Origin of the sequence: Niallia sp. FSL M8-0099 (assembly GCF_038006945.1) — a bacterium.
In the GTDB taxonomy this organism is placed as follows: Bacteria; Bacillota; Bacilli; order Bacillales; family Cytobacillaceae; genus Niallia; species Niallia circulans.
In genome coordinates this window covers 1,254,317-1,267,288 of sequence record NZ_JBBOWF010000002.1, presented here as the reverse complement: position 1 = coordinate 1,267,288, position 12,972 = coordinate 1,254,317, and the positions used below count along the sequence as shown (strand labels likewise).

Below are 12,972 nucleotides of genomic sequence, written 5' to 3'. Positions count from 1 at the left end.
TAAAGTATGTAAGAGAGAATATGGATAGTGATTTTCATATCTTGACTATTAATTAGGAAAATATAAATAGAGTAATGGAAGAGACAAGTTGTTTTATCTAGGAAGGAGCGGTTTCATGTATGTAATGAAACATCATGGATGGGTAGAAGTTATTTGTGGAAGTATGTTTTCAGGAAAATCAGAAGAACTCATCCGTCGTGTAAGAAGAGCGCAATTTGCTAAGCAGAAGTTTATAGTGTTTAAACCAAGTATCGATAATCGCTATAGTGAGAAATCTGTCGTTTCTCATAATGGAACTGCAACCAATGCGATTCCTATTAGTAAATCAGCAGACATTTTTGAATATGTTACTTCCGATATAGAGATAGTTGCAATAGATGAAGTGCAGTTTTTTGATGATGAAATTATTGGAGTTATTCAACATTTGGCAAATAGTGGCCATCGAGTGATTTGTGCTGGTCTAGATCAAGACTTTAGAGGCGAGCCATTCGGAAAAATGCCAGAATTAATGGCGATCGCAGAATTAGTGACGAAGCTTCAGGCAGTTTGTGCCGTTTGCGGTTCTCCAGCAAGTAGAACACAAAGATTGATTAATGGTGCCCCAGCTAACTATGAAGATCCTGTAATTTTAGTAGGTGCTTCTGAATCTTATGAACCAAGATGTCGCCATCATCATGAAGTACCTAGAAGTACAGAGAAAGCAAATAAAGATAATACCTCAACAGCTTTATAAGAAAAAGCTCTTGTTAGGAATGGTTGATCCTTCTTAACGGGAGCTTTTTTATTGTTTATAGAGAATATCGAAAACAAGTACAAAACCGTAGAATTGATAAAATCCTGGAATTCGTCTGCTATTCTTAGGTAAAATTCATTATCAACATGAACGATAAACCGTAACGTAATACTGTACGGATTTTGTTTTTCATGTTACTATATAATTAACTTATAAACAGAAAGGGGTTTTTTCATTGGGAAGGCGTTATTGCGTATTGGCCAAGTGGCGAAATTAAGCGGATTATCTACAAGAACGATTGATTACTATACAAGTAATAAATTGCTTCCGGTGACGCGATCTGATTCCAATTATCGCCTGTATTCCGAAGATGTTCTCTATACATTGGAACGAATAAAACTTTTGAAAAAACAACGTATGTCGATTGAAGAAATACGAAAAGTCATTCATTCAATGGAAGACCAAGAAATCGAACCAATGATGGATGAGGTACAGGACGAAATTGCCTGTTTGCATAAAAAACTGGCCTCCTTGGAAGAACGATTGAAAGATGCGCCGCAGGAAGAGAAAAAGAAAGTGTATCGTACACTTGAAACAAAATTATTAGACATAATGAAATTACTGTCTTTAATGTAACTATTCCTGGAGGTGAATCCCTCGAAACGAGGGAAATAATTGGACATAATAACGATAATCAATTTATTTTTACTAGTGCTATTAATAGCGCTAACAGCTTTCTTTGTTGGTGCAGAATTTGCTGTTGTTAAAATTCGTATGTCAAGAATTGATCAGTTAATAGCAGAAGGAAATAAGAAGGCCATTATGGCGAAGAAAGTAGCAAGTGAGTTAGATTACTATCTTTCTGCCTGTCAATTAGGTATTACCGTAACCGCACTTGGTCTTGGTGCCCTAGGAAAACCGGCAATTGAGCAACTATTGTATCCAGTATTTAATTTACTGAATGCTTCTCCATCTGTTGCCTCAGTTGCTTCCTACGCTATTGCTTTTGCATTGGTAACTTTCTTGCATGTGGTGGTAGGAGAAATGGCCCCGAAAACACTTGCTATTCAATTCGCTGAAAAATTAACCTTATTGCTGGCGCCGCCATTATATTGGTTTGGTAAGGTGATGAAACCTTTTATATGGGCATTGAATGGTTCTGCACAAGTAGTACTTCGTTTAATGGGGATCAAACCTGTTAAGCACGAACAGGCCTATTCTGAAGAAGAATTGAAAATAGTAATGACACAGAGTTATCAAGGTGGAGAAATTGATCAAACAGAGCTTGAATATATGGAAAATGTATTTTCCTTTGATGAAAGAGTAGCGAAGGATATTATGGTTCCTAGAACAGAGTTAGTAACACTAAATAAAGATATGTCCTATGAAGAGATTGTAAAGGTCTTGGATGAGCATAATTATACGCGCTATCCTGTAACAGAGGATGGAGATAAAGATCATATTATTGGTGTAGTGAATGTAAAGAAAATGCTCACACAAATGGCTTGGGGAAGAAATCGTCAATTAGAAGAGTTCGTTCGTGACCTTCCGGTTGTGTTAGAAGTAACAAGATTGCAGGATGCTCTTTTAAAAATGCAGCAGGAGCGAGTGCATATGTTATTGGTTATTGATGAGTATGGTGGTACTTCTGGTATCCTGGCAATGGAAGATATACTAGAGGAACTTGTTGGAGAAATCCGTGATGAGTTTGATGCAGATGAAGTGGCGGACATCCGAGAGTCGGGGAAGGATAAATATTTCATTAATGGCCGTGTATTGCTAGATGAATTAGAAGAACGTTTTGGAATCCCGTTTGAAGAAAGGGAAGAACTTGATACTATTGCAGGCTGGATACAATATCAGCTATTAGATACAGCAAAAATTGGGGATCAAGTAGAACAAGGGGACCGATTATGGACTGTGACCGATATGGATAACTACCAGATCAAAGAGGTTAGCCTTACACAAAACGCTTTTAAAACTATCTAGATGTCAAAACTGCTTTATCGATAACTCATGGAGGTGAATCCCTTTAAAAGAGGGAAATAATTGGACAGTATAATACTATTGAATTTGTTTTTAGTAGCAGTATTTATTATGTTAACAGCGTTTTTCGTTGGGGCGGAATTTGCTATTTTAAAAGTAAGAATGTCACGGCTGGATCAGCTTATTGCCGAGGGAAATAAAAAGGCAATTATTGCAAAAAAAGTAGCGCATGACTTAGATTACTATTTATCTGCCTGTCAGCTTGGGATTACCATTACGGCATTCGTTTTAGGAGCTTTAGGGGAACCAACAGTTGAAAAAATCCTTCATCCTTTGTTTGAGAGGTTCGATGTGCCTAATGCTTTATCAACTGTACTCTCCTATGCAATTGCTTTGTCAGTTGTTTCTTTTTTACATGTTGTAGTCGGAGAATTGGCTCCAAAGACATTGGCTATTCAATATGCTGAAAAAATGACGCTGATGTTTGCTCCTGGCTTATATTGGTTTGGGCGGGTTACAAAGCCGATTATCCATGCTCTAAATGGCTCATCTAGAGCGATCCTCGGATGGTTTGGTATAAAACCGACTGGACATGAAATAGCCCATTCGGAAGAGGAATTAAAGTTGATTGTGACTCAAAGTTATGAGAGTGGCGAAATCAATCAAACAGAATTAGCCTATTTAAAGAATATTTTTGCTTTTGATAATCGAATTCTAAAAGAAATTATGATTCCAAGAGAACAAATTGTGAATGTAGAAATAGAAATGTCATTGGAAGAGATGTTGACTGTCTTGGATACACATGAATATACTCGTTACCCTGTTACAAAGGATGGAACAAAGCTAGTAGGGTATGTAAATACAAAAGAAATGCTGACAAATGTGGTAGCAGGAAGAGAAACGAAAATGGAAGAATTTATTCATGAGATGCCTATTTTTTTTCAAACGTCACCAATCAAAAATGTTCTTCTTAAAATGCAGCAAGAAAGAGTGCACATGGCTTTAGTGAAAAATGAAAGAGGCGTAATTGTAGGACTCGTTACAATGGAGGACATTCTAGAAGAAATTGTTGGCGAGATACGTGATGAATTTGTAGGAGAAGAAATTCTGAATAAAGGATTCTAATTTTGAATTTACTAGTTTAATAGAAAAAAGATTAATAACTCTGCTAAATCATTTATTGCTATGCAGGAAATCCATTTCCGATAGTAGTATAAACAATTTAGCAGAGTTTTTTTATGGTTTATGCTTTGCGAAAGGCATAGTACTAATGCTAGAGGCTGCGACATCTAAAGACTTTTCCTGTAAAGATAGCGCTTGTTTTAGCGTACTGAATGTGGAAACTTTCCCCAATTTAATTCCCAAGGCAGCAATCATTTGTGCTGTATCAGGACTAAGTCCAGAAATAGTAGACTCAATACCAATGAAAGAAAGTATTTTTGTTAGTTTCATTAACTCATGCAAAACCATTGTATCAATGGAAGAAATACCTGATAAATCAATGAACAGATGCTCAATGCCTTCCTCTTTGCAGCGTACAGGAACGGTTTCTAATATTAGTTTTGCACGTAAGCTATCAATGTCACCGATTAGGGGAAGAACACCAATCGAATCAGTAATTGGAATAACAGGAACGCTTAATTGCTGGATAAGCTCCTCTTGGGAATGGATTTTTTCTTTGGTAAAAGTATGATACATACTGGTAAATTGATTTGTCAATTGATCAAAAGTAGAGTGATATTTAGTGCTCCATTGTAAAACTAAGGCTGTTGAAACTTCTTTATGCTCAAGGATAAATTGTTCAATTGTATCCCATATTGCCTTTCTTGTAATACTTAATGCCTCTAATACTTCATGAACAGGCGTTGCTAATTCTACCCTGCTTTTAGCAACTTCATTTGCCCATACTTCTAGATTATCAGCAAAGATGCTTTCATCTTCTAGAAATGCACTGATAACAGTCTGAATGGTAAAAGCATGCTGCTTTTTAAGCATTTCTTCAACTGCAGGGGAGGTGTTTTTTGAGTAAATAGACCCTGGTTCTCCATCTTTAATAGCAAACCATGTTTTCGTAATAGAGGGCGCCTTGTCCATCACATATTCGTAAATGGAATGGTTCGTTAGGGACATATTTGTCATTTCCTCTCTTTTTAGTGTTATATCTATTATAATAGATAATGAAAAAATTGGCTCTACATTCTTATGCTTATTTAATTAAGGCGCTATTTTTTAAGTGGAAGAATTTTTTTGAAAAAGAAAAGAAGCGATAAAATGCTATTTTTCATAAGAATTGGTTTTGACGAGAAAAATAGCCTATAATATAATGAATACGTTATGGATAAAAACGAGGTGAATAGTGTGTTTGATCGTCTTCAAGCTGTCGAGGATCGTTATGACAAGCTTAATGAATTATTAAGTGATCCTGAAATTGTGAATGATACAAAAAAACTGCGTGACTATTCGAAGGAACAATCGGATATTCAAGAAACAGTAGAAGTTTATCGTGAATATAAAGAAGTAAAAGAACAGCATGTAGAAGCTAAAGCAATGCTGGAAGAAAAGCTAGACTCAGAAATGCGCGAGATGGTAAAAGAGGAATTAGATGAAACAGCAGCACGTATTGAAGAGTTAGAAGCACGTTTGAAAATATTGTTAATCCCTAAAGATCCTAATGACGATAAAAACGTTATTATGGAAATAAGAGGTGCTGCCGGAGGAGATGAAGCTGCATTATTTGCAGGGGATCTTTTCCGTATGTATAGCCGCTTTGCGGAGGCGCAAGGATGGAAGATGGAAGTCATCGATGCGAGCTCAACAGGTGTTGGCGGCTATAAAGAAATCATCTTTATGATTAACGGAAAAGGGGCATACAGCAAATTAAAGTTTGAAAATGGGGCCCACCGTGTACAGCGGGTGCCGGAAACGGAATCTGGTGGTCGTATCCATACGTCTACTGCAACAGTTGCTTGTTTGCCTGAAGCAGAAGAAGTAGAGATTGAAATCCATGAAAAAGATATTCGTGTAGATACATTTGCTTCTAGTGGTCCTGGAGGGCAAAGTGTTAATACAACGATGTCTGCTGTCCGTTTAACGCATCTTCCAACAGGTACAGTCGTTTCCTGTCAGGATGAAAAATCACAGATAAAAAATAAAGAAAAAGCAATGAAAGTATTACGTGCGCGTGTTTATGATAAATTCCAGCAAGAAGCACAAGCAGAATATGATCAACAACGTAAATCTGCGGTTGGAACAGGGGACCGCTCTGAGCGTATTCGTACGTATAATTTCCCGCAAAACCGTGTGACTGACCATCGTATCGGATTAACTATTCAAAAGTTAGACCAAATTCTTCAAGGAAAAATGGATGATATTATCGATGCCCTCATTTTTGAAGAACAATCTAGTCGTTTGGAAAGTGCTTCCGATGTGTAAGGTATTTGAAGCCCTAAAATGGGCTTCTTCTTTTTTAAAGGAGCATAATAGAGAAGAATATGCAGCGGAGTTATTATTAAGGCATTCGTTACAAGTGAGTAGATCTGAAATGCTTATGAAATTTCGTGAAGACATAGGTGATGAACAATTCAAGGATTTCCAAAAGCTAGTCTACTTGCATGCCAAAGGACAACCAGTCCAATATATTATTGGTCAAGAAGACTTTTATGGCAGAGCTTTTAAGGTGAATAAGGAAGTGCTCATTCCTCGACCAGAAACGGAGGAGCTTGTACAATCTGCGCTTGCACGGATAGATAGACTGTTTGGAAAAGATGCAGCGTTAAAGCTAATAGATGTGGGGACAGGAAGCGGGGCAATTGCTGTGACTATGAAGCTAGAATGTCCATCCTTGCAGGTGGTAGCTAGTGATCTTTATGAAGTTTCATTAGCTGTTGCAAAGCAGAATGCTGCGAATTTAGGGGCAGATCCAATAGAATTTGTACAAGGAGATTTATTGCAGCCATTTATTGCCCAAGGGAAAAGCTTTGACGTTGTACTCTCCAATCCTCCCTATATACCAGAAGGGGATGTCATGACGATGTCTGACGTGGTAACCGAGCACGAGCCGCATAGAGCACTGTTTGCCGGAGAAGATGGGCTCCTTTTGTATAAAAGGCTATGTGAAGAACTACCTCAGGTCGTCAAGGAAAAAGCTATTATTGGCTTTGAAGTAGGTGCGGGCCAGAGCAATGCTGTTGCACAGCTTTTAGAAGCCGCTTTCCCTCAGGCAAAAGTAGAAGTTCAATATGATATCAATGGCAAAGATCGCATGGTATTTGCCGAAGTAGGCTTTTGATTAGTAGGAGAAAAGGCATATGCTATACCCGGTTATACGGTGTAATAGCATATGCTTTTTTTATTTGGGAAGAGTCGTTTTATAAGTTGGAGAGGAGGAGCCGCAAGTGTAAGGTGGGAGAACTGCAAGAAAAAGCAGCAAACGGCAAAATAAATGAAGACAAATTCCCATTCTACAAAAAATTACTCCAAAAAAATGAAATTTACTAGTTTAAGATTCTATTAATCTGCCCACACTGTGTTAGTGAAGGGGCGGTGCTAAAGATGAAAAATAAACCGATGGCAACTATTTATTTATTTGTACTTATTTTATCTACAATGATGAGTTTATATATTCCAAAAAATGAAGTGACAGCAAATAATGAAGTAATTATTCCTAATGATGCGATTCGTCTAAGAATTTTAGCAAATAGTGATAAGGAAAATGATCAGGAGTTAAAAAGAAAAGTAAGAGATGCTGTAAATGAGGAAATTACAAACTGGGTTTCCAAATTAACTTCTAAAGAAGCGGCAAAAGACTTATTGAAGAAAAAATTACCAGAGATTCAACAGATTGCGGAAAGAGTAGTAGAAGAAGAAAAAGCCAATCAAGCTGTAAATGTTACGTTTGATAAAGTGGATTTTCCAACTAAGCTTTATGGTGAGTTCTTATATCCAGCTGGACAATATGATGCCATTTTAATTACTTTAGGAGAAGGTGAAGGGGCCAATTGGTGGTGTGTTCTTTTCCCGCCATTATGCTTCTTGGATTTCTCTAACGGAGTTGCGGTAAGTGATGGATTTGAGGAAGAGAAGAAAGAAGAAAAAGAAGATAAAGCAGTAAAGGAAGAAAAGAAAGAAAAGAAAGAAAAGAAAGAAAAAAAAGAAAAGAAAGAAACGAAAGAACAAAAAGAACAAACTAAAGCGGAAGAGAAACAAGATCCTGTATTTGTAGAAGGAGAAAAAGAAGAAGAAGTAGAAGTGAAATTCTTTCTTGTGGAGTTATGGGAGAAGATATTTGGATAACAAAATAGTTTTTAAGAGAGATGCTGTTAATAAAGGCATCTTTTTTTATTGAATGTTAGCAAAGTTACTTAAAAAATTTTCCCTAATCACGATTAAATCATTGACATTTTTCGAATAGTTAAGTATTTTGTATATAAACATAAAAGTTTCCTTAGGGAAACAAATTGTCCAAAGGGTATGTTTGTTTCGATAAAGAAAAGGGGGAAGGAATAATGTGGAAATTGGTACTAACAGGATTGCTAATGTCGTTTGTTTTTCTAACAGGATGTTCAGCTGAATCAACGGAATCAAAAGAAGATGGTAAGCTTACGATTGTTACTACAATTGCGCAAATTGCAGAGCCTATGTCGGTTATTGGCGGCGATAAAGTAGAAGTGCAAAGCTTGATGGGACCTGGAGTGGATCCTCATTTGTATACAGCGACACAAGGAGATATCCAGAAAATGGATGGTGCGGATATTGTCTTTTATAGCGGGCTGCATCTAGAGGCAAACATGGTAAAGGTTTTTGCAGAAATCGGCAAAACAAAACCAGTTCTTGCGATTGGGGATGGTATCGCCGAAGAGAAACTTTTGAAGGATGAGGAAGGCGCAATTGATCCCCATATTTGGTTTGATGTTGATTTGTGGAAAGAGGCACTTGATGCTGCAACGACCGAGTTAAAGAAAGCGTCACCTGATGATAGTAACTATTTTGAAAAAAATAAACAGGAATATTTTGCGAAATTAGATTCATTAAAAGAAGAAGCAAAAACACAAATGGAATCATTGCCTGAAGATAAGCGGGTATTGGTTACAGCACATGATGCATTTGGCTATTTTGGAAGAATGTTAGATATAGAAGTTGTTGGTTTACAAGGTTTAAGTACGGAAGCTGAAATTGGGTTAACGGATATAGAGGACACTATTGCATTACTAGTAGAGCATCAAGTTCCAGCAGTTTTTGTTGAAAGCAGCATTAACCCAGCCTCCATCAATGCCGTTCTGGAAGGAGCAAAAAAACAAGGGCTTGATATAGAGCTTGGCGGAGAATTGTTCTCTGATGCTATGGGCGATGCGAAATCGAATGAAGGAACATATATCGGGATGTATGAACATAATGTTTCAACCATCTATCAAGCATTGAGCAGAGGAGTGGAATAAAGATGGAGACAGTACTTACAGTGGAAAATGTGTCCGCTGCTTATCGTAAAAATGAAGTACTATCTGATGTTAGTTTTCAAGTGGAGAAGGGAACTCTGACGAGTATCGTCGGACCAAATGGGGCCGGGAAATCTACTTTGTTAAAAGTAATATTAGAGCTTCACCATGCTATTAGTGGAGAGGTGAACTTTTTTGGTGAAACCTATCAAACAGCCAAATCGAGAATTGGGTATGTACCCCAGCGTGGTTCGGTAGACTGGGACTTTCCAACAAATGCTCTTGATGTAGTAACAATGGGTTTATATGGGCAAATAGGGTGGCTCAAGAGGCCGAAGAAAGAGCATAAACAAAAGGCAATGGCAGCCTTAAAAGAAATGAAGATGGAAGACTATGCAGATCGTCAGATTAGTCAGTTATCAGGTGGACAGCAGCAGCGTGTGTTTCTTGCACGCGCGCTGGCGCAAGAGGCTGATCTTTACTTCTTAGATGAACCGCTTGCTGGAGTAGACGCAACAACGGAAAAGGCGATTATGGAAACCTTAAAGATGTTGAAAGAGCGCGGTAAAACTGTTATGGTCGTCCACCATGATTTGCAGACTGTTGAAGAATATTTTGATCATGTTCTCCTGTTAAATAAAACAGTTATTGCCCATGGTCCTACAAGTGAGACTTTTACAAAAGAAAACATTAGGAAAGCATATGGTGGTACCTTGCACTGGATGGGAGAGAAGAGATAATGTTTAGTTTTCTTTCTTATAATGCGCAATCTGTATTATTCAGTACGTTCTTATTAGGAATGGCAGCAGGTGTTATTGGAAGCTTCGCTTATTGGAAGAGACAAAGCTTAATGAGTGATGCCCTTTCTCATGCTGCGTTACCAGGAGTTGTATTAGGGTTTATAGTACTGGGAGAAAAAAATCTATTTGTCATGATAATTGGAGCAGCGATTACCGCTTTATTAGGTGCATTTCTTATTCAGTGGATCAGAAGCTCAAGTCGTGTGAAAGAAGATGCAGCCATGGGAATTGTATTATCTGTTTTCTTCGGCTTAGGGATTATGCTGTTGTCATTTGCTAATCGAATGCCTGGCGGTAATCAAAGTGGACTGGATAGTTTTATTTTTGGGCAAGCGGCATCTATGGTATCAAGAGATGTCTGGACCATGATGATGGTGGCTATTATTGTACTTTTCTTAACAGTAATTCTTTTTAAAGAGTGGAAAATTTTTTTGTTCGATCCAAGCTTTGCGAAAGGATTAGGTATATCCATAACGGGGATGAATGCACTCTATATGGCAATTCTTGTTTTAGTTATTGTGGTTGGCATTCAAGCGGTCGGCGTCATATTAATGGCAGCCTTATTAATAATTCCAAGTGTAAGTGCTAGATATTGGACAGAATCCTTTAAAGTGATGGTGATTCTTTCCGCCTTGTTTGGAGGAGCCTCCGGAATGATTGGAACATTTTTAAGCACAATTGGAAAAGGATGGCCAACTGGTCCGTTTATCGTAGTAACCGCAGCTGCTATTTTCTTTATCTCCTTATTTTTAGGAAGTAAAAAAGGATTGGCTGTTGTCTATTTTCAACAGAAAAGACAAAGGAAGAGCATGGAGTTAGTAAAAATGACGAGGGAGGTAGAACAATAATGAGCTATACAGGTTGGATATTGTTGACTGCCTCATTAGTAGGACTAAGTTGTGGTTTAATTGGCGTTTTGTTGATTTTAAGAAGAATGGCTATGATGGCTGATGCTATTAGCCATACCGTGTTATTGGGGATAGTGTGTGCTTATTTAATAACACGAGAATTAACAGGAATTCATATGTTGATTGGCGCGGTTATTGCTGGCCTTATTACTGCGTTTTTCATTCAGTGGCTGCATTCACGCGGAGTTCAACAAGAAGCTTCGATTGGAATCGTCTTTACTACACTATTTGCGATAGGGGTTATTTTAATTGCAACCAAAGTAGGCAATGCCCATTTAGATGTGAAACATACTTTAATGGGAGAAATTACTTTCATCCCATGGGAAAGAGTAGAAGTCCCCATTCTAGGAAGTGTTCCAGAGGCAGTAGTATTACTTAGCGGCGTGTTATTTGTAATTCTATTGGTCATTATTGCATTCTATAAAGAGTGGAAAATTACTTCATTTGATTCTGCGCTTGCAGCAAGCCTTGGTATTCCGGTTATCTTTATGCATTATTTATTTATGTCTTTGGTTTCCTTAACAACAGTGGCAGCTTTTGATGCTGTTGGCGCAATTATGGTAGTAGCAATGCTTATTACTCCTGCGGCTGCAGCTTATTTATGGACAGATCGATTATCCTTTCTTTTTCAGTTAAGCAGTGGGTTTGGGATTCTATCGGCGTTTATTGGCTATTATATGGCGGTATGGTTAGATACCTCTATTTCAGGGGCGATGGCTTTTTCTACAGGCATCATTTTTATGATAAGCTTCCTTTGCTCTCCGAAATATGGAGTATTAGCAAAAAGAATGACAAGAAGAAAACACAACCAGAGAACATACAAAATTAGTTAAGAGATTGTCTGTGAAGTACTCTTTTAAAAGAGGGGTTAGAACCTTTTTTAAAGAGAGTACTAGTCGGACAATCTTTTTTTATGTGATCGGCAGCCTCATTCATTAATCACTTCGGATACTCTTCTCTCAAAATTTTAAGCAGCTATCAAAAGAAATAAATTATACGCTTCCAGTATTTTAATAATAAAAATTAATCAGAAAATTATAGATTTCAAAGCTGGTATTATTGTATAATCGAAGTAAGAATTAAACACAAATGTACAGTGTTAAGATTTTAAACAAAAGTGTTCAAAAGGGGAGCTTGATGATGGAAGTTGCATTGAGAAATATGTTTCAGTCATTAGCTAAGAATAAGTCCGCCAATAAATTAGCTCGCAAATACGGTTTACGCTTTGGAGCAAAACGATTCGTTTCTGGTGAAACGATAGCAGAGGCAATTTCAAAAGTCAGTGAATTAAACAAATCAGGTAGAGTGGTTACGCTTGATCATTTAGGAGAGTTTGTCTATACGAAAGAAGAAGCAGATGAATCAACGAGAATGTCTTTAAAAACACTAGATGAGATTCATGCATCTAGCGTTCACTCTCATTTATCAGTCAAAATGACATCACTGGGGTTGGATATTGATAAGGAATTATGCTTGAACAACATGCGGAAAATTGTTTCTAGAGCCAACCAATACGGAAACTTTGTCCGTATCGATATGGAAGACTACGCTCATTGTCAAGTAACCATTGATATTTATGAAGAGCTCCGCAAGGAATATGATAATGTTGGTTTGGTCATTCAAGCCTATTTGTATCGAACAGAAGAAGATATGAAACATTTGAATGAATTAAGCGCAAATCTGCGTTTGGTAAAGGGGGCTTATAAAGAGTCACCGGATGTTGCCTTTCCAGAGAAAAAGGACGTAGACGAAAATTATAAAAAAATTATTGAAATGCATATGCTGAATGGAAACTACACAGCTGTTGCCAGCCATGATGAAAAAATAATCCAATTCACTAAAGAGCTTGCCGCAAATCATGGGATTGATAAAGACAAGTTTGAATTTCAAATGCTGTATGGAATATGTGAGGATTTGCAAAATAAGCTAGTGAAAGAAGGGTACAAAGTAAGAGTGTATGTGCCATACGGAAAAGATTGGTTCGGCTATTTTATGAGAAGATTGGCAGAAAGACCAGCAAACGTTTGGTTTATTTTGAAAAACTTATTTAAGTAAGTCGGTAGAATCGAGCTCCCCTTTTTATATATTAAGTTTGCTAGATATCAGGATGAAAA

13 protein-coding genes are annotated in these 12,972 nt (G+C 37.4%); 12 read left to right on the top strand and 1 reads right to left on the bottom strand.

Translation table 11 applies throughout. The annotated features are described in order from the left end of the window. The first annotated feature begins 115 nt into the window (after positions 1 to 115). The 4 genes from NSQ92_RS20780 (at position 116) to NSQ92_RS20765 (ending at position 3,844) form a co-directional block, all read left to right on the top strand. Positions 116 to 733, top strand: a complete 618-nt coding sequence (locus NSQ92_RS20780; protein WP_047940757.1) for a thymidine kinase — start codon at positions 116 to 118, stop codon at positions 731 to 733. A 249-nt stretch (positions 734 to 982) separates the two neighbouring features. After that, positions 983 to 1,369 (top strand): MerR family transcriptional regulator, encoded by a 387-nt coding sequence (locus NSQ92_RS20775; RefSeq protein WP_095258221.1) that lies wholly within the window; start codon positions 983 to 985, stop codon positions 1,367 to 1,369. 39 nt (positions 1,370 to 1,408) lie between these two features. Further along, positions 1,409 to 2,722, top strand: coding sequence for a hemolysin family protein (locus tag NSQ92_RS20770; RefSeq protein WP_047940755.1), 1,314 nt, complete (start codon positions 1,409 to 1,411; stop codon positions 2,720 to 2,722). A gap of 60 nt (positions 2,723 to 2,782) precedes the next feature. Beyond that, positions 2,783 to 3,844, top strand: coding sequence for a hemolysin family protein (locus NSQ92_RS20765; RefSeq protein WP_328282828.1), 1,062 nt, complete (start codon positions 2,783 to 2,785; stop codon positions 3,842 to 3,844). Positions 3,845 to 3,955: 111 nt separating this feature from the next. On the opposite strand, the gene NSQ92_RS20760 is transcribed toward NSQ92_RS20765, so the two are convergent. Then, positions 3,956 to 4,858 (bottom strand): STAS domain-containing protein, encoded by a 903-nt coding sequence (locus tag NSQ92_RS20760; protein ID WP_082809998.1) that lies wholly within the window; start codon positions 4,856 to 4,858, stop codon positions 3,956 to 3,958. Between the two features lie 219 nt (positions 4,859 to 5,077). Between NSQ92_RS20760 and prfA the strand changes: the two genes are divergently transcribed. From prfA to NSQ92_RS20720, 8 genes are all read left to right on the top strand, one after another. Next, complete coding sequence (gene prfA, locus NSQ92_RS20755) at positions 5,078 to 6,151, top strand: peptide chain release factor 1 (RefSeq protein ID WP_095258220.1); 1,074 nt, start codon at positions 5,078 to 5,080, stop codon at positions 6,149 to 6,151. Continuing rightward, on the top strand, positions 6,144 to 7,007 hold the full coding sequence (prmC, locus tag NSQ92_RS20750) for a peptide chain release factor N(5)-glutamine methyltransferase (RefSeq protein WP_095258219.1): 864 nt from the start codon (positions 6,144 to 6,146) through the stop codon (positions 7,005 to 7,007). Before prfA ends, prmC begins: the two co-directional genes overlap by 8 nt. Before the next feature lie 263 nt (positions 7,008 to 7,270). Continuing rightward, the gene (spoIIR, locus tag NSQ92_RS20745; RefSeq protein WP_341153184.1) at positions 7,271 to 8,011 is read left to right on the top strand and encodes a stage II sporulation protein R; all 741 of its coding nucleotides are present in this window, start codon (positions 7,271 to 7,273) and stop codon (positions 8,009 to 8,011) included. 212 nt (positions 8,012 to 8,223) lie between these two features. Further along, positions 8,224 to 9,153, top strand: a complete 930-nt coding sequence (locus NSQ92_RS20740) for a metal ABC transporter solute-binding protein, Zn/Mn family (RefSeq protein ID WP_095258217.1) — start codon at positions 8,224 to 8,226, stop codon at positions 9,151 to 9,153. 2 nt (positions 9,154 to 9,155) lie between these two features. Then, positions 9,156 to 9,890 (top strand): metal ABC transporter ATP-binding protein, encoded by a 735-nt coding sequence (locus tag NSQ92_RS20735; protein ID WP_341151886.1) that lies wholly within the window; start codon positions 9,156 to 9,158, stop codon positions 9,888 to 9,890. Next, positions 9,890 to 10,798, top strand: coding sequence for a metal ABC transporter permease (locus NSQ92_RS20730; protein ID WP_095258216.1), 909 nt, complete (start codon positions 9,890 to 9,892; stop codon positions 10,796 to 10,798). Before NSQ92_RS20735 ends, NSQ92_RS20730 begins: the two co-directional genes overlap by 1 nt. Further along, positions 10,798 to 11,691, top strand: coding sequence for a metal ABC transporter permease (locus tag NSQ92_RS20725; RefSeq protein WP_341153183.1), 894 nt, complete (start codon positions 10,798 to 10,800; stop codon positions 11,689 to 11,691). Before NSQ92_RS20730 ends, NSQ92_RS20725 begins: the two co-directional genes overlap by 1 nt. Before the next feature lie 307 nt (positions 11,692 to 11,998). Continuing rightward, complete coding sequence (locus NSQ92_RS20720) at positions 11,999 to 12,913, top strand: proline dehydrogenase family protein (protein ID WP_061796870.1); 915 nt, start codon at positions 11,999 to 12,001, stop codon at positions 12,911 to 12,913. The last annotated feature ends 59 nt before the right edge of the window (positions 12,914 to 12,972 follow it).